Source organism: Sporosarcina sp. P7, from assembly GCF_002743425.1.
Taxonomy (GTDB): domain Bacteria; phylum Bacillota; class Bacilli; order Bacillales_A; family Planococcaceae; genus Sporosarcina.
Genome location: NZ_PDZF01000010.1, coordinates 53,416 through 69,769 on the forward strand (window position 1 = coordinate 53,416; position 16,354 = coordinate 69,769).

Consider the following 16,354-nt stretch of genomic DNA (forward strand, 5'->3'; position numbering starts at 1 on the left):
AGATGAATGAAATGGATCAAATCATGAATGAACATTCGCGTTATTTAGTACGTATCGCTTATTTATACGTGAAAAACTGGTCAACTGCGGAAGACGTCGTGCAAGAAGTATTCGTGACGTATTTCCAGAAGAGTGACCAGTTCCGAAATGAAGCGTCTATTAAAACGTACTTAACTAAAATGACCGCTAATCGTGCAAAGGATTATTTGCGCTCCTGGAAGCATAAGAAAGAGGTAGTGTTCGAGACAATTTTTGTATCTTCCAAAAGCTCGGAACAACAATTACTGGAGAAAGAGCAGCTAGCTTCACTTGAAAAGCATTTATTCCAGCTGCCTTTGAAATACCGCGAGCCATTACTTTTATATTATTATGACGAACAATCGATTGCGGAGATCGCAGAATTTCTTGGACTCAATGAAAATACTGTCAAGACTCGGTTACGAAGAGCCAAGTTGCAACTCAAGGATTTTTTTGCGGAAGAGGAGGTAGAAACCAATGAATGATTTCAAACAAAAACTGGACCACATGATGGGAGATACAACGGAACAGGAACGACGAATCAAACAACGGGTACATGAAACGCTTCAACCTTCGCAAAGCAGGCGATTTTCTTGGCAAGCGCTGCTGGTCACGGCGGCACTACCGGTAGTGGCTTTGTTGTTAGTGTTTAACCTAGTTTCAGATAATCAATTCTCTTCTGATCAAGGTCCAGGAACGCCGTATGATCCACTTGATGATATGGCTATCATTTCTGCTTTACAAAAGAAAGATCAGCTATCTGCTATTGATTACGAAGAATTTTCTTCATTACCTGTAGTAAAGAAAGTGGACGGTCTATTATATGTCGATGACGAATCCTTTTCATTACAGTGGAGTCCGGATACGTATCATCCCGTTATAGAACGTAAGGCAGATCTGTATGATGCTTCGGTCTATGAACTCGGGGATGTGGTACGCACATTTACGAATACGAATAGTCACTTGCCTACGTATACAGGTGTCTATTATGAAGTCGTAGCGGTTCCTGGAGACCGAGTTGTGCTGCAAAATGGCAAGCTGCACGTCAACGGTCACGAGTTATCCTCCGAATTGATGGATCGGTATAAGAAACAAAATATCACCATTGCTGGCGGTTATGATCAGCTGTTAAACGCTAGGGAATACCTGTTATTGAACCATTTCCCGGCAAAAGACACTGTGCAAGGAGCGACGATCACGCCTGTACACAAAATTTATGGTGAACTAATTGGCGTGGCAACCGAAGAAAAAACTGAATCTATCTATATAGATTATCTGACTGACCAACTCAAGAGCGACTATACAGCTGAGCAGTACTTTGATTTATATTTATATGACCAGCTAACAGGATTGGATAAACTGCCTGAATCCGAGTTCTTCGCACAAACGAGTCGAATTGGAGAGCTATTCCTTGAGGCGGCGTATCGTCGAGCGATTCCGATTGCCGATGATAAAGTAGAAATTCGTTATCAATATGGTCGTGAAGGCGTCGTGGAGCAAGTGTTCACTATGGGAAGGGATACAAGCTCCGGTCAATGGATAGTGGAAAAATAATGTACAGCACTCTGTAAAGGAGGTGATGCATACGTCTTTCACGCAAACCAGGTTGGCATTTGTTTAGCACAAGCCGTCAACCAACCGCTCGCTTATAGAGCCAGCCTGGTTTTTACTAGTTAAGAAAATGGGAAGCATTATGGGAGTAAGAAATAGAAAAGACATCAGACCGGCAACTGTTTTGCATAAGCCGTCAACCAACCGCTCGCTATATAGAGCCGGTCTGGTGTTTATACATACTGGATGTTACGGATACGGAACTCGTTCTGTTTGATCAAAAAGGCAAGAATTTCAATTTAAAAGTTAACAAAGAAGTGCCTAGACTTTCCTCTTTGCATGAGGAGATGTATGATGAAATACTAAACGTATAAACTCATATTAGGAGATGATACTATGGCACTCAGTAGAAAAGAGTACTTACAGAAAATCATTGGATTACATGAACGCTTAATCATAGCGTCAGAAGAGTACGAAGGCATTTCCGAACAATTCATTTTAAAACAAGAGTTGGATATACCAGCGATGAAAGAACAATGGTTAGTGAAAGTAGAAGAGTTCAAGCAGATCCTCGCTGACATGAATGCTTTGGAAGTTCCGAATGCCTTTGAAACGGAAGGCAATGAACTGAAAGAAGCCTATACCGTATTCGTCGATTGTGTAGAAGAGAAGACGGAGAAGTTTAGCGTGGAAGCGATGGAGAGCGGGGAGCTCGATGTCCTACAGTCGAAGGAACAGCACGCCGCGGAAGATATGGAAGATTTGATTGAAAGTATGTTCCAGAAATAAGTTCTGAAAACATAAAGAAAATCTCAAACGGCAGACAGGTTTTTAATAAAACTTGTCTGTTGTTTTTTATTGATGAAAAAATGGAATGTGGCAAGTGCCTTGCCTTCACTTGAGATAGCTTCAAAGGGTAGGAGTTTTGATTGTCTTTCATGTAGGTACGACGAGGTGATAAAAATAGTCTACTCAGCCGAGTGTTTTGCTCCATTCCAATCGAGCGTTTTGTTACCAGCAATAACCTAAGCACTTAAGCAAACTACAAAATAGATAAAGTGCGTGTGGAAAAAATATTTCCACACCCTGTATTCTTTTCTCTTTCTGACTCTATATAGTGTGCAAAGGAGGCGTTACCTATGACACTTAATAATCCGCTTAGATTCATGGTTCAAACAGAATTAGACGCAGCGGCATTAATGAATCATTAAAACATCATCCGCAGTGGTGAGCAGTTGATCATTTTTCGAGTAATCAACACTTCTTCTAGATAGCTCTACCGTTTTGACCACGTAGTGATCTTTTGCGAATACGAGTAAAAACAGATCATCTCTATATTCAATTCCTTGCGTACTCCCTTTTAATTTACTATTCAGTGAGCCTTCAATCATTTCTTTCGAAGTATAGGGACCGTAAACCATCGCCTTGTTCCACTCGAAATCGGTTAGAGACGTTAAGGAGATTTCGGTTACACCGTTCCTTGCTAATTCTTCAATTCTTTTAGCAAGCAAAGGGTCTTCAGTTGCGCGATGAAGAAAAAACGTATTACATACTAGTAAAAACAAAGTGGCAAAGACAACCCAAATAATTTTCTTCTTCCACATATAGAGCACCCCTTCAGTAGGTGAGTAGTATAGATAACGTTGGAAATAGAAAAAGGTTGCTCGATAAAGTATTTGAAAAAAGGGGGGATGCTCCCCATTAGCAAATTTAGGTAGTGGATGTATAATGGATACAAGAAGTATAATTTGGAGGCAATCAATATGAGCACAACAAAAATTATGAATGAAATGAAGAAATTAATAGAGGCAGATCCGTCACTTGCGATTAGTGAATGGAAAGGAACGTGCCATTATGTAGTAGGGGAAATGATGTCGCTCGAAACGAAAGATCTACAAGAGATTGATCTGAAAGGTATTGCGAAGCCAGGAGAAAAACAAGTCATGCCGATTGAACTATTAATCGCCGCGGCAACTACTAGTTTTGGTGTTACATTTCATTTAGAAGCCTATAATCAGGGTGTGACGGTGGATAGAGCAGAGATCGTTTTCACTGGCGTATGCGATAAAGCCCCATTTCTAGGAATTCAAAGCGGCAATAGCGGTATTATGAAACCGATGATCGTTTTATCTGCTGAGTCTACTACGAATAAAGGACAACTAGCAGAGATCGCGGCTATTGCGGTTGAACGTTCACCGATCCTTTCAAGTTTGAAGGAAGAAGTTATATTGCATATTAAATGATTTCATAGAGATATAAGATATGTATATACAAAAAACGCCATCACCTTGTCAATTCAGATTAGGTGATGGCGTTTTTATTCACTCAGAACTCAAGCGTTCTTTTCAAGTGGTTTAGCAGCGATATTGCCGCCTTCTTTTAAGTACTTAATCATGCCTTCCGCTGCGCGATAAGCGAATGCACCAATCGTAACGGTCGGGTTGTAATTACTGTTATGTGGGAATGAGGACCCGCCTACGACGAATAGGTTTTCCATATCCCACATTTGTGAGTAGGTGTTGACTGCGGAGTTTTCAGGAGAAGCTCCCATGATGGCACCACCGAAGAAGTGATCCGTATAGAATTTATGGTCAAATACCGTATCGTCTTTCACCACGTCGACGTTCATTTTGTCTGCACCCATTTCTTTCATGATCTCTTCACAACGTGCGACGCCTGCTTTCGCACGTGCGATGTCTTGTTTTGCATATTCAACGGTGACACGAAGAAGTGGATTGCCGAGTGCATCTTTATATGTTGGGTCCAGATCCATATACGTATTCTTGTTCGGCAAGAAGCCACTTTGTGGTGTGATGAATAGGTTACGATTATAATATTTTATTGAATTCTTTTTAAATTCTTTACCCCAACCAGGTGTATCATATGGAACTGCGTTATTGGCAATAGGACGTGAACCAAGTTGACTGTAGTGCACTTCATAGCCATGCAAGAAGTCTAGGTTCGTGTGATCTTCATTGTCCCCACTGAAGTCATCGATCGTCGCACCCATACCACCAGCACCCATGAAGTTATTGAACTTCTTGTCTTCAAAGAATCCGCGAGCGCCAATATACGTTGACAAGTTGTTGAAGTGACCTGTGAAGTTCTTGCCGATGATGCCTTGTCCTGTTTTCGGGTCGTATGGCTGTCCAATTTTAGAGTGTAACAACAATTTCGTGTTCGTAAAGACGAAACCTGCAAGTACTACGATATCTGCTAGTTGTTCGAATTCTTCTCCAGTCGTTGTATCGGTATAGATTAATCCGTTCGCTTTCTTTCCATCGTGGCTTACTCGATTCACGAATGCGTCATTACGGATTTCCATCTTACCTGTTTTATGTGCCGTCTTGAGTACCGTACCGATCGGATCCGCTTTCGCTCCAAAGTCACAACCATACTCTTCACAAAATGCACAGTATACGCACCCGTTGATGGTTTCACCGTCCGGATTGGTGTACGTTTTTGAAGCATTCGCAGACGGAATACGATAAGGGTGGTAACCGAGCGCTTTCGTTGCTTTGGTGAACAGACGAATATTCGGCGTTTCCTTCATTGGCGGATTGGGGTACTTATCGGAACGTGGAGGACCAATTGGGTTTTCTTCGCCTGAGATGGCAGCTGTTTTTTCATATTGATCATAATATGGCTCGAGCTCATCATATGTAATCCCCCAATCCTGAATTGTCGATTCTTTAGGGATTTTATCTTTACCATAGCGCTCTACAGTCTTACTGTAAATTTCGAAATCATATGGCAACCAGCGGAAAGCTATCCCGTTCCAATGTACACCTGCGCCTCCCGTATGGTTTCCAAGACGTGCATTCATATTATTCCGAACCGGTATTGCTTCTTTGCTCATGGAGTTACGAGAAGTAATCGTGTCCTTATTCAATTCTTGCATGAGATCATACCGTTTAGAATAGCGCAGTTCGTCTTTCGTGCCAATATAGTCTTCATGCTTTTTATTTTTACCTCGTTCCAATATGACCACATTATATCCAGCTTTCGTAAGTTCAGCAGCCGCGATTCCTCCGACCCAACCTGAACCTACGATGACTGCATCTACTTTTTCAAGTTTTTTAACCATTGCATATCCTCCTCACGGTTTCTATTTTTAGTGACCTTGGTAATCTCTCAGACTGACGGGATCTAGCTTTACAAATTCATCTGATTCAATATAGTTGGAGTAGGAAGCCACTGCGCCCGGAAACTCTTTCATTTTCCAGCCCTCCATATTGAGATTGCCACCGTATAATGGATCGCAGTAAGCGCCTTCTAATGTTGCTTGTTTTAACAGAATGAAAAACTCAGAAGCTTTAACACCTTTCATCTTCACTTTGTTTGCTTCGACGTCCGTCATGATTTCTATTTGTTGCTCTTCAGTTGCTTGATCAAATGTGACTCCGAAACGCTTTTGACTTTCTTCGTCCATTTTACGTAATCCTAGCAAGAAGATCATGCCACGATCCAAAATCGACTGTTCTCCGCCTGGCCCTGCAGTTTGATCGGCTTCCTTCAAGTCAATCGCGTATGGAGCATGTCGGTAATCGTATGCATTGACACCCCAGCGGCCTGCTAGTTGTTTGTCGATATAATAAGGCACACCTAGTTTAATGGCGCCTGGACCGAGTTCGTCTTCAGGTAAAATCTGTTCTGTTGCTGCATGTAATACTTTGAAATCTTGATGACGTGTGAAAAACTGACGGGCTTGCGTTACTTCGACACCTTTATTGCTTTCGTTTACAGCTGTTTTGTTATGTTGATCATTTTTCTTATCCAAACCGCCTGAGATTAGACCTCCGAAAAGTGATCCACCGACGAGTCCACCAGCTACGAGTCCAGTATTTTTCAGGAAATTTCTCCGGCTACTATCTTGTTCGTGTTGCGGTTTGCCATTTACGTCTTTGGGTGGTTGTTGATCGGCCATCCAAACTCCTCCTTATACATAAAAATTTCATTGATCAGTAAACTGAATACCGGGATTTTTGCATAAACTCTACTGTTTTATCCTTCCCTTATTTATCATATTTAGACAACATCATAATCATTTAACATATTTTTATTGAGTTTTTTGATTTTGTAAGTGAAGAAGTAGTAGACTGTAATACAGTGTCGCTTTGTATGTTATCAAGTAAAACTATTCAAGTACGTTAGGTTGGAATAAATGATGTACTAAAAAACGAGCAATAATATACAGGAGTTAGTTGTGGGAAAATCACTTTATGTATTGCGTCATACGAAACGAAGGAGGATCTTAATGAAAGTAAAAATGGCTATTCTTCTATGTACAACCATTCTTATGTTAAGTGGCTGCAATAAGAAGATCGAAACGAATATGTCCGAAACTATGCCAGACTTTGAATTTACTACACAGGACGACCAACCGCTTGGCTTGAAGGATTTAAAAGGCGACTGGTGGATTGCTTATTTCTCCTATACCAACTGCATCACCGTATGCCCAAGAACGACCGCTAATATGGTCGGTGTTCAAGAGAGATTAAAGGAAGAGGGTTTGGAACCTCGTATTATCTCATTCGGTATAGATCCTGAAAATGATACACCCGAAGTATTAAGGAACTATGCTGCAGATTTTGGAGCAGATCTCCGTACGATGAGTTTTTTGACAGGTTATGATTTTGAAACGATTCAGGAATTATCAAGAAATACCTTCCTTTCTATATTGGAAAGTGGAGCTTTAGACCAACGTGCGCATAGCTATTATTTTTATTTAGTTAATCCTGACGGTGAAATTGTGAAAAGATATGATGGCCTAACAGCGACGGAGAATGAATTGTTGATAGAGGATGTAAAGACCGTGTTAGGGAAATAAAGAAATACGTCAAAAATAACGCCTTTCTAATCACTTGATTAGAAAGGCGTTATTTGTTTTATCTACTTACCATTTCGGTACACCGACATGGTTTTCTACCCATTCTTCCGTGTAATGAATGGTTGTATTGGCTTTATTAAGAGGAACGACTTTAAAGCGCTTCTCTTGATCTTTAATGACGCCAGTCGGGAAGAAGCGTGGATCTTCGATAGTTACAGTCTTTTGATCACCCGTTTGTTCTTTCGTTACAGACAGTCTCGCGATTCCACCGAAGTTTGTATAATCGAACGGTTGGGCAGAATAGAAATTGCCGAGCGAGAAGAATACTTTAGTATTTCCTACTTCTCCATAGCGTTGTAAAACATGTGGGTGATGTCCGAATAGTACATCAGCACCCGCATCCGAAACGAATTGTGCAAGTTCCGCTTGATCTTCGGACGTTTCGAGTTGATACTCGGGACCCCAATGTAAGGATACGATCGTCACGTCTACCTTTGGCTTCATTTGCTGAATTTCATTTTCCATTCGTTCACGATCAATATAGTTGACCAAGTACTCTTTGTCTTGCAAGTCTAGCTTTACATTTGTACCGTACGTATAAGCGAGTACACCGATTTTGATACCGTTAACTTCGACAATCCGTTCTGTTTTGCGGTCTTTAAAAGATTCATAAGCCCCTACATACTGCATGCCATATTGTTGCGCATGTTCAATCGCCTTGCGCACACCATTTTCCCCTTTGTCGAATGTGTGATTGTTGGCGAATGAAACCATATCAACACCAACATCTTGTAAAGCGGGGAGTATATGTTTTGGACTGTTGAATTTTGGATAGGTAGATAAACCAAGTTCGACACCGCCAGGCATAGATTCCTGATTGGCCAAGAGAAAGTCAATACTAGCCATCTTCTCTTTTACCGCTTCGAATGCAAAATCGAAGTTAGGATATGTATAAATTGGATTATGTAATAATACATCGCCAACCATACCGATTGTCGCCGTATGAATAATCGTTTCTTCTAGTTTTTGATCTGATTCTACTTCAGTCAATTTTTCAGACGTATCTTTGGCCGCATTCTGTGGTGTTTGCACATCCGTTTTAGTCGATAATGCAAATTCTCTATTATTCCAATCGTTCCATAAAATTAGACCACCTATAATCCAAATAAAACCTAGTGATGCAACAAGCCATTTTCTGTTCACAAAAATCTCTCCATATCTATAATGACTATTTCTTGTCAGTCTCTAAAACTAACGATAGCACACTAGTAGAATAGTAAACAATGAAATTTGTAAATTGTAATAATATATTATTTTTCTCTACTTTTATAGATAAAAAACGCCATACATCGACATGGGAATCGAGGCATGGCGTAGTTTCTTTAAACCTGTACGTTTGTTTGAGGCAAGACTTTCTGTTCTTCACTATCCTTCGTCGGCTTCTTCGACCAAATCGTCGCAAGAATGGGACCAGAGATATTATGCCAGATCGCACCCCAAACACTTGGAAGTGCGGCAAGTGGACCGAAGTGCGCAGTTGCGAGTGCAACGCCAAGTCCCGAGTTTTGCATGCCGACTTCGAGTGAAATTGCCCGTCTGTCGTTTTCGTTCAATCCGAGACCAAGTGCAATCAAATAACCGAGAAGTAATCCGATCCCGTTATGCAAGAATACGGCGATGAATACGATTAGACCTGAGCTTGCGACATTGCCTGTGTTGGCGGAAGTAACTGCAGCGACAATGATCAGGATCGCAACAACTGAAATGATCGGTACGACCGATACACTTTTCGCAACCGCTTGCGGGAAAAATCGTTGAATGAGTAGTCCTAGCACAATGGGAATGATGATGACTTGGACGATTGACTTAAACATCGACAACGCATCTACGGGTAGCCATTGACCGGCTAACACTAGTAATAATAGCGGCGTGACAAGTGGTGCCAATAGAGTGGAAAGGGATGTCATCGCAACAGATAATGCAAGATTTCCTTTCGCTAGATAGACCATGACGTTTGAAGCAGTGCCCCCTGGAACAGATCCTAGCAATACAAGACCAGCTGCTAGTTCAGGAGGTAGCTTCAATAAATAAGCAAGACCGAAAGCAGCGAGTGGCATCACAACAAATTGAGCGGCTACGCCAATGATTACAGGTAGTGGATTGGTCAAAATGATTTTGAAGTCCACTGCACGTAACGTCAGTCCCATTCCGAACATGACAACACCGAGTAAAATCGTGATATATGCACCCAATCCGAGGAAAGGATTTGGAAACAGGAACGCGATCACAGCGACCAGGATGACCCAAAATGCAAAGTACTTTCCGGCGATAGAGCCGATTGTTTCGAGTGCTTTCATCGTTTCGTCACCTCGGAATCAAGGTGAAAAATTTTATTTGGATTGAGTAAGTGATCCGGGTCGAGAGCTCGTTTGATTTTCTGCATGACAAGAAGTGCAGCGCCATGTTCTTGTTGCTGGTATTTCTGTTTGCCGATTCCGACGCCGTGCTCTCCGGTACATGTACCGCCACGTTCCAGTGCATAGCGAACGATTTTTTCGTTTAGTTCGTCGGCTTTCGCTAGTTCCGCTGGATCATTCATATCCATCATCAGCAATACGTGGAAGTTGCCATCGCCTACGTGGCCAACGATTCCCCCTGGCATTTCAAGTGACTCGACTACTTCACGTGCATGATTGACCGCGTCCGCCAGTTCGGAAATCGGTAGGCAGACGTCTGTGACCATGAGTTTTTTGCCGGGATTTCCATGAATATAGGCATAGGCCAGATTGTGACGAGCTTCCCATAGTCGATTGCGTTCTGCATTGTCGGTTTCAAATTCGATAGTTGTGCACTGATGATCTGCAACAATTTCTTTTGTAAATTCGACATCTTGTTGTAACCCCGCTTCATTGCCATGGAATTCCAGGAACAATGTGGGCTTTTCTTGATAATGCGTTTCACTGAAGATATTCGCTTGTTTAATAGAAGGCTCATCCACCAATTCTACCCGTGCAATCGGAATGCCTGCTTGCAAGATAGAAACGACTGCCTCAACTGCGTCATGTACGGTAGGGAACGAGGCACGGGCGGCTGTTATGAATTCAGGAATACCATATACGCGTAGTGTCAGCTCAGTGAAGCAACCGAGTGTTCCTTCTGAGCCAACAAATAATCCGTTTAAATGAAGTCCAGATGCAGATTTAGCCGCTTTATTACCGGTATGGATGACCGTGCCATCTGCTAAGACCACTTCGAGGTCACGTACTTGATCGCGCATGACGCCGTATTTGACGGAAGTCGTGCCGCTAGCATTCGTTGCCGCCATGCCGCCAAGTGTCGCGTCTGCCCCTGGATCGACAGAGAAAAACAATCCATGTTTCTTCAGTTCTTTATTTAATTGAGTACGTGTGACGCCTGGTTGGACCGTAACGAGGAAATCTTCCGCGCGTACGTCTAGAATCGCGTTCATGTTTGAAAAATCTATTGTGATGCCCCCATTATCGGGAATAACACTACCTTCTAGGCTCGAGCCGAGTCCGAATGGTATGACCGCTACGTTACACTCTTTCGATACGCGCATAATTTTAACTACATCGTCAGTGCAAGAAGGGAACACGACAATATCAGGTAATTTCATCGTATGGTAGGATTCGTCTTTTCCGTGGAGTTCACGCACGGTTTCGTTGATGGTCACTTGTTGTTCGGTTAATACGTCTTGTAAAGCCTGGACGATTTTTTCAGTAGTCATTGTCATAGTTGTTCTCTCCTTAAAGGTGAATTAGTGATGGTGAAAGTAGTTCTACTGATTGGAATTTTATAACTAGTGTATCGGACATTATACTATTATACTTATTAATCTGAATAATTCAACGATAGTTCACTCATTTTGCTATTTTTATTCAATGTTTCATAAGCATAAAAACTATATTCACGCATGTTCGAAGGCCTATCTGACTAGCAGTAACCTTTCATATGAATAAAGGAACGCAAAAATAACTGACTGTTTTGTTTGTATTCTTATTAACACATACAAATGATGAACAGGCTTTGGCTAAGGAGTGTGTGAAATGAATACGATTTTGTTTGTGGAAACCACGAAGAGTGGTTCGAGCAGAGAAGCTATAAAGGCGGCAGAAAGGTTAGGCTACGCCACGGTGTTGTTAACCGAGAATGCGAGATTTATCGATCAAAGAGAGGAGTTTCCGGAAGTTACGCAAATGATTCATATTGATCGCATAACGGAAGAAGCAATCCGAGAACATATTTATGCAATACAGAAGTTGGGATTAAAGCTGAAAGGGATTTTTAGTTTTGTAGATCCATTTGTATCGATGACCGCGCATCTCGCAAATGAATTTTGCCAAGCAGGAATTTCTGCTGATGCCTATTTGAAAATGGAGGATAAAGTGTTAACTAGAACAGCATTGGCTCAAAACGAAGTGACACCCAAATTTATGGTTTTTGAGCCAACGACAGATTTGAAGCAGTTCATCAGCGAGCAAGAGACATTTCCCCTTATCATCAAATCGCCACTGTCAAAGGCGTCAAGAGATGTGTACCTCGTAGAAGATCGAAGAGAAATGACGCGTGTCATGAAAAGTATGTTGAAAAACTATCCATCTCAGCAGATTGTCATTGAAGAGTATTTGGACGGCCCACAGTATTTGGTTGAACTTGTGGTAGTGGAAGGAGAGCTCCATCTAGTTGCGGTAATTAAACAGGATATCCAAAAAGACTTGAAGTTCATCATTACCGGTTATGATATTCAGCTATCACTAGAGAGCAAGCTATATGCCAAGCTTGTTAGCGCAGTGGAATCGATTTGTAACGACCTCGGAGCAAAAAATGTCGCCTGTCATCTCGAGTTACGATATGTCAGGGATACCTGGAAGTTGATTGAGTTGAATCCACGAATATCGGGTGGCGCCATGAATCGCATGATCGAAGAGGCCTTTGGTATTAATTTGATGGAAGAGACGTTAAAGCTCTTTATGGGTGAAGAAATCAATTTGAAAAGAAGACACGAACATCATATCTATACGCATTATATTACCGTGAACACGTATGGCACGCTGTTGAAAGTGACAGGGAAAAATTATGCAATGAAGCGTGAAGGCGTGCGGGAGGTCTACGTGAAACCACGTAAAGGTACATTCATGACACCGCCGATATCAATGGGCAGTCGGTATGGCTATGTCATAGCTTCTGGTGATACCGCATCAAAAGCGAAACGAAATGCCATGCATGCCGCAAAGAATATCAAGTTTTATATAGAATCTAATGAGGAGTGAGAGCAGATGGTTACAGTGGGGATGTTGCATTCAAGGAAACACCCGAGCAAAGTAGATAAAGCCTTTGCCTGGGCAGCCGTTGCTAAAATGGAAGGAGTGGATTTTTACTACTTTTCGCCACAAGGCGTTAATTTTGAAGCGAACGTAATCTCGGGTTATGTATATGAAGAAGGTCAGTGGATAGAACAAGACATGAAGTTTCCCGATGTCATATACAATGCTTGCGGCATGAAGACCGATGAGGACATTGATGTCTACACTAAATTAAGTAAGATTGTTCCTTTCACTTCACACTCTGTCGGCAATAAAATGAGTGTCTATAGAAGGATCAGTAAAATGCCCGAATTTGTAGATTATTTAATCCCGTCGATACGGATTGATCAACCTGAAGATGTGTTAGACACTATGAAGAAATATAAAAAAGTGATTATGAAACCAGTATCCGGCAGTCAAGGAAGGGGGATTTGGTTCATCGAGCAAGATGGAGAGCGTTTCCATACGATAATTGATACGGAACAGACGACCCAAAATCGCGAACAACTACTTTCCAGTATTCAAGACTTACTCCGTGAGCAAGCTTACTTGGTCCAGCCGTATATATCCTGCCGAACGAAAGACGGGAATCCCTATGATTTCAGACTACATGTTCAGAAAGATGGGGAAGGAAAATGGATGATTTCGATCATTTACCCCCGGATCGGTACGATGGATAGAGTGACGAGTAATCTTGCTCGTGGAGGCAGTATGGGGACGTTTCGATCGTTTTTAGAAAGGGAATTTGGCGATGAACGAAGGAATATGAGACAGACTTTAGAGAAGTTTGCTGACCGTTTCACCAATGAATTCGAAAGTACTTACGACATAGAATTTGATGAGCTCGGAATTGATATAGGTGTCGACGAAAATAATAAGCTTTGGATATTCGAAGTGAATTGGAGACCAGGAAATGAGGAACTCGCATTTACTATAGCGAAAAACCTTGTTCCTTATGCCGTGTATGTTGCCAATCAACATAAATCGACCTGATGTTTATTCCAAGCATTATCCATTGATGTCTGTCCGCACCTAACCTTTCTTAGGGCTTTGTCATATATATAGTAGAAACGTATAGGAAGGGTAGGTGAAAAAATGAATAACCCAAGTGCAATTTGTATTGCGATGAAAAGATTACTAAAAGAACAAGAGTTGATGGCTACATTCTGTCAAGGATTTCAATACGTCTGTTCGTTTCCTGTCTTCGATACGATACCCTTTACACTTCACGACTGCGAATTACACACACCATTTAGCGCCCATTATAAATGTATAAAGACCCCTTATTTCAGATTGGAAAAATTCGATATAGACACATGCTGTGCAACCTTAACTTTACTGGAGCCAGTCGATATGGAAGGCAACCCAGTAGACATTTGCGAAGAATTTTACTCCCTTCGGAAGACGAAAAGCTGTATTATAGTCAATATCAATTGTTTTTGCACCATCACACCACTTTCTCCTAAGCTAGTTGATAAAAAATTACCTACTATTGAACCGAAAAAATAAATACAAACTAACAGGTGAACTTATATGCACAATATAATTAGAAAACAACTGTTTGAACAAATAGATACTGACTATCAGAAGTTTTCATCCACACTCATACCGACGAATGAAAATATTCTTGGCGTGCGAATGCCAGCACTTCGTAAACTTGCAAAAGGGATTGCAAAAGATGATTGGCGGACGTATCTACAGACAGCCAATGATGAGTATTTTGAAGAAGTGATGTTACAAGGCTTAGTTATTGGTTACGTAAAAGCAGATGTCGAAGAGCTTTTGACGTACGTAGCAAAATTTGTTCCGAAAATAGATAACTGGTCCGTTTGCGATAGTTTTTGTTCGGGGTTGAAAATGACCAAACAACATAAGGAACGTGTTTGGTCATTCCTCCAACCATATGTAGTTTCGGAGAAAGAATATGAACTTCGCTTCGGTATTGTCATGTCGCTCGTTTATTATATTGACCCCGACTATATCGACAGAGTACTCGGCTTGCTAGATCGTGTGCACCATGAAGGATATTATGTCAAAATGGCAGTTGCTTGGGCGTTGTCTAGTTATTTTGTAAAGTTGCCTGACCCCACACTACATTATTTGGCTGGGAAAAATTCATTGGATGTATTTACGTATAATAAAGCGTTACAGAAAATCATAGAGTCGACGCGTGTAGATCAAGAGACGAAGAAGGTACTTCGCAGTATGAAAAGGCGCTGACAAAAACCTAGTCTTGTGACTAGGTTTTTAGTTGTGAATACGGCTTTACAAAAAGCTGTTATTCAGATCGTAAAGTATAAAGAAAAGTATGGAGCTCGATAAAAAATAAGAGAAACCTGACAAATCGTCAGGCTTCTCTTAGAACAATTTCTAATCGCTACATTTCAATTCACATACATCTGAATGAATCGATTTTTTGCAAGTCTAACCCATAATATTCCCAGCGGTACCGTCGTGGATCCCATCGATACCCAGCAATTGAAGTTCTGCCAACGAATGTCGGGTAGTACCAGAACCCTTTGTTTCGCGAAGTCCATACATACGTATAACGGTACAAGCAGCCTGCTATGCCGCCCGGATCAACTGCGCGTAGTTGAGCGTCGGGATAGCTCGGTATTTGATTTGGAGGAGCGGAAGTCGGTGCACTTTGCTGTGGATGACCTCCTGGCTGTCCATGGTGATGGGGGTCTTGGTGATGACCGTGGTTGTCATGCTGTTGATGATGTCCTGGATATCCATGCTGGCCAGGGTACCCCGAGTGCCCCGGATAGGCGGGTTGATGAGGATAATTTGGATAACCGGGCTGATGTTGCTGTGGATACCCTGGATAACCAGGCGGCCATTGCGGATTTTGTTGATTGGGTGGCGGGTATCCTGGATATCCACTTGGCCACCCCTGTTGTTGTTGTTGTTGTTGGCCATATTGTGGGTGATACTGTTGATGGTGTGCTTCATTCTGCTGACCTGGGTATCCGTCAGGTAGCTTCGGATACCACATGCCTTCATCCTGCTGATTCAAACGATCACTCCTTCATTTAGACTAATTTCACACACAACGAAACTGATCAATACGTTGCAAATCAATGCCTATATACTCCCAGCGGAATCTGCGTGAATTCCACTGAAACCCTGCGACAGATTGTCGACCGACAAATGTCGGATAAAACCAGAATCCATTACGTCGTGAAGTCCATACATACGTAAAGCGATACAAACAACCTGCGATGGCACCTGGGTCTACCGCGAACATCTGAAATTCTGGATAGCTCGGTATTTGATTTGGTGGCGGGGAAGTAGGGGCTACCGCCTGACCACCTTGATTTGGCGATCCCGGATTCCCTGGCCGACCTGGTTGCTGTCCAGGGAAATTCGGTTGCTGTGGAAAGCTCGGTGATCCAGGGAAGCCGGGCATACTCGGAAACCATTGCATACCTGGGAACCAAGGTTGCCATGAAGAAAACGATTGTGCTGTGGAGAAGCCTTGCGGATCAGCACCTTGCCAATATGGATCTGTATATTGCGGATACCTCATAAATTCATCTTGTGGATTCAACTTTTTACGCCTCCTTTTCTATTCGTTTTATCATATGCAGTCTGTTGGTTATTTGACCTTATTATCTCTTCGTTCGAC

General features: G+C 42.0%; 17 protein-coding genes. 9 read left to right on the forward strand and 8 right to left on the reverse strand.

Translation table 11 applies throughout. The features are described 5' to 3' along the window. Positions 1–2: 2 nt before the first annotated feature. From CSV60_RS10840 to CSV60_RS10850, 3 genes are all read left to right on the forward strand, one after another. Positions 3–503 carry a sigma-70 family RNA polymerase sigma factor gene (locus tag CSV60_RS10840; RefSeq protein WP_099637006.1) on the forward strand — a complete coding sequence of 167 codons (501 nt, stop codon included), beginning with the start codon at positions 3–5 and terminating at the stop codon, positions 501–503. Beyond that, complete coding sequence (locus CSV60_RS10845) at positions 496–1,572, forward strand: S26 family signal peptidase (RefSeq protein ID WP_099637007.1); 1,077 nt, start codon at positions 496–498, stop codon at positions 1,570–1,572. The genes CSV60_RS10840 and CSV60_RS10845 overlap by 8 nt, the downstream gene beginning before the upstream one ends. A 393-nt stretch (positions 1,573–1,965) precedes the next feature. Further along, the gene (locus tag CSV60_RS10850) at positions 1,966–2,358 is read left to right on the forward strand and encodes a hypothetical protein (protein ID WP_099637008.1); all 393 of its coding nucleotides are present in this window, start codon (positions 1,966–1,968) and stop codon (positions 2,356–2,358) included. Positions 2,359–2,765: 407 nt separating this feature from the next. On the opposite strand, the gene CSV60_RS10855 is transcribed toward CSV60_RS10850, so the two are convergent. Then, positions 2,766–3,173: a hypothetical protein gene (locus CSV60_RS10855; protein ID WP_099637009.1), complete on the reverse strand. Its 408-nt coding sequence runs from the start codon at positions 3,171–3,173 to the stop codon at positions 2,766–2,768. Between the two features lie 159 nt (positions 3,174–3,332). On the opposite strand from CSV60_RS10855, the gene CSV60_RS10860 reads away from it, so the two are divergent. Beyond that, complete coding sequence (locus tag CSV60_RS10860; RefSeq protein WP_158231664.1) at positions 3,333–3,812, forward strand: OsmC family protein; 480 nt, start codon at positions 3,333–3,335, stop codon at positions 3,810–3,812. Between the two features lie 89 nt (positions 3,813–3,901). Here CSV60_RS10860 and CSV60_RS10865 read toward each other — a convergent pair whose 3' ends face one another. Together CSV60_RS10865 and CSV60_RS10870 are read right to left on the reverse strand one after the other, a co-directional pair. Next, the gene (locus CSV60_RS10865; RefSeq protein ID WP_099637011.1) at positions 3,902–5,656 is read right to left on the reverse strand and encodes a GMC family oxidoreductase; all 1,755 of its coding nucleotides are present in this window, start codon (positions 5,654–5,656) and stop codon (positions 3,902–3,904) included. A 27-nt stretch (positions 5,657–5,683) separates the two neighbouring features. After that, entirely contained in the window at positions 5,684–6,496 is an 813-nt protein-coding gene (locus CSV60_RS10870; protein WP_099637012.1) for a gluconate 2-dehydrogenase subunit 3 family protein, read from the reverse strand. Between the two features lie 330 nt (positions 6,497–6,826). Here CSV60_RS10870 and CSV60_RS10875 point away from each other — a divergent pair, with 330 nt between their 5' ends. Next, positions 6,827–7,399 carry an SCO family protein gene (locus CSV60_RS10875; RefSeq protein WP_099637013.1) on the forward strand — a complete coding sequence of 191 codons (573 nt, stop codon included), beginning with the start codon at positions 6,827–6,829 and terminating at the stop codon, positions 7,397–7,399. A 66-nt stretch (positions 7,400–7,465) separates the two neighbouring features. Here the strand turns inward: CSV60_RS10875 and CSV60_RS10880 are convergent, their stop codons facing one another. The 3 genes from CSV60_RS10880 to CSV60_RS10890 all read right to left on the reverse strand — a co-directional run bounded on the left by CSV60_RS10880 (position 7,466) and on the right by CSV60_RS10890 (position 11,153). After that, a complete protein-coding gene (locus CSV60_RS10880) occupies positions 7,466–8,602 on the reverse strand; it encodes a CapA family protein (RefSeq protein ID WP_099637014.1) in 1,137 nt (378 codons plus the stop codon). A 179-nt stretch (positions 8,603–8,781) separates the two neighbouring features. After that, positions 8,782–9,756 (reverse strand): bile acid:sodium symporter family protein, encoded by a 975-nt coding sequence (locus CSV60_RS10885; protein WP_099637015.1) that lies wholly within the window; start codon positions 9,754–9,756, stop codon positions 8,782–8,784. Beyond that, positions 9,753–11,153: an FAD-binding oxidoreductase gene (locus tag CSV60_RS10890; RefSeq protein ID WP_099637016.1), complete on the reverse strand. Its 1,401-nt coding sequence runs from the start codon at positions 11,151–11,153 to the stop codon at positions 9,753–9,755. Before CSV60_RS10890 ends, CSV60_RS10885 begins: the two co-directional genes overlap by 4 nt. Positions 11,154–11,466: 313 nt before the next feature. On the opposite strand from CSV60_RS10890, the gene CSV60_RS10895 reads away from it, so the two are divergent. The 4 genes from CSV60_RS10895 (at position 11,467) to CSV60_RS10910 (ending at position 14,943) form a co-directional block, all read left to right on the forward strand. Further along, on the forward strand, positions 11,467–12,690 hold the full coding sequence (locus CSV60_RS10895) for an ATP-grasp domain-containing protein (protein WP_099637017.1): 1,224 nt from the start codon (positions 11,467–11,469) through the stop codon (positions 12,688–12,690). A 6-nt stretch (positions 12,691–12,696) separates the two neighbouring features. Then, positions 12,697–13,716 (forward strand): YheC/YheD family endospore coat-associated protein, encoded by a 1,020-nt coding sequence (locus tag CSV60_RS10900; protein ID WP_099637018.1) that lies wholly within the window; start codon positions 12,697–12,699, stop codon positions 13,714–13,716. A gap of 102 nt (positions 13,717–13,818) precedes the next feature. Beyond that, positions 13,819–14,232: a CotY/CotZ family spore coat protein gene (locus CSV60_RS10905; protein ID WP_099637019.1), complete on the forward strand. Its 414-nt coding sequence runs from the start codon at positions 13,819–13,821 to the stop codon at positions 14,230–14,232. Between the two features lie 24 nt (positions 14,233–14,256). Then, the gene (locus CSV60_RS10910; RefSeq protein WP_099637020.1) at positions 14,257–14,943 is read left to right on the forward strand and encodes a DNA alkylation repair protein; all 687 of its coding nucleotides are present in this window, start codon (positions 14,257–14,259) and stop codon (positions 14,941–14,943) included. Between the two features lie 169 nt (positions 14,944–15,112). Here the strand turns inward: CSV60_RS10910 and CSV60_RS10915 are convergent, their stop codons facing one another. Next, complete coding sequence (locus tag CSV60_RS10915) at positions 15,113–15,742, reverse strand: hypothetical protein (RefSeq protein ID WP_099637021.1); 630 nt, start codon at positions 15,740–15,742, stop codon at positions 15,113–15,115. Positions 15,743–15,769: 27 nt separating this feature from the next. Further along, complete coding sequence (locus CSV60_RS10920) at positions 15,770–16,276, reverse strand: hypothetical protein (RefSeq protein WP_199175271.1); 507 nt, start codon at positions 16,274–16,276, stop codon at positions 15,770–15,772. Positions 16,277–16,354: the final 78 nt, after the last annotated feature.

Excerpts from the sequence above, each read along its gene's own strand:
- CSV60_RS10860 (WP_158231664.1), top strand. The coding sequence starts at position 3,333 with ATGAGCACAACAAAAATTATGAATGAAATGAAGAAATTAATAGAGGCA.
- CSV60_RS10845 (WP_099637007.1), top strand. The coding sequence starts at position 496 with ATGAATGATTTCAAACAAAAACTGGACCACATGATGGGAGATACAACG.
- CSV60_RS10870 (WP_099637012.1), bottom strand. The coding sequence starts at position 6,496 with ATGGCCGATCAACAACCACCCAAAGACGTAAATGGCAAACCGCAACAC.
- CSV60_RS10850 (WP_099637008.1), top strand. The coding sequence starts at position 1,966 with ATGGCACTCAGTAGAAAAGAGTACTTACAGAAAATCATTGGATTACAT.
- CSV60_RS10895 (WP_099637017.1), top strand. The coding sequence starts at position 11,467 with ATGAATACGATTTTGTTTGTGGAAACCACGAAGAGTGGTTCGAGCAGA.
- CSV60_RS10875 (WP_099637013.1), top strand. The coding sequence starts at position 6,827 with ATGAAAGTAAAAATGGCTATTCTTCTATGTACAACCATTCTTATGTTA.
- CSV60_RS10905 (WP_099637019.1), top strand. The coding sequence starts at position 13,819 with ATGAATAACCCAAGTGCAATTTGTATTGCGATGAAAAGATTACTAAAA.
- CSV60_RS10855 (WP_099637009.1), bottom strand. The coding sequence starts at position 3,173 with ATGTGGAAGAAGAAAATTATTTGGGTTGTCTTTGCCACTTTGTTTTTA.
- CSV60_RS10900 (WP_099637018.1), top strand. The coding sequence starts at position 12,697 with ATGGTTACAGTGGGGATGTTGCATTCAAGGAAACACCCGAGCAAAGTA.
- CSV60_RS10840 (WP_099637006.1), top strand. The coding sequence starts at position 3 with ATGAATGAAATGGATCAAATCATGAATGAACATTCGCGTTATTTAGTA.
- CSV60_RS10890 (WP_099637016.1), bottom strand. The coding sequence starts at position 11,153 with ATGACAATGACTACTGAAAAAATCGTCCAGGCTTTACAAGACGTATTA.
- CSV60_RS10885 (WP_099637015.1), bottom strand. The coding sequence starts at position 9,756 with ATGAAAGCACTCGAAACAATCGGCTCTATCGCCGGAAAGTACTTTGCA.
- CSV60_RS10910 (WP_099637020.1), top strand. The coding sequence starts at position 14,257 with ATGCACAATATAATTAGAAAACAACTGTTTGAACAAATAGATACTGAC.
- CSV60_RS10865 (WP_099637011.1), bottom strand. The coding sequence starts at position 5,656 with ATGGTTAAAAAACTTGAAAAAGTAGATGCAGTCATCGTAGGTTCAGGT.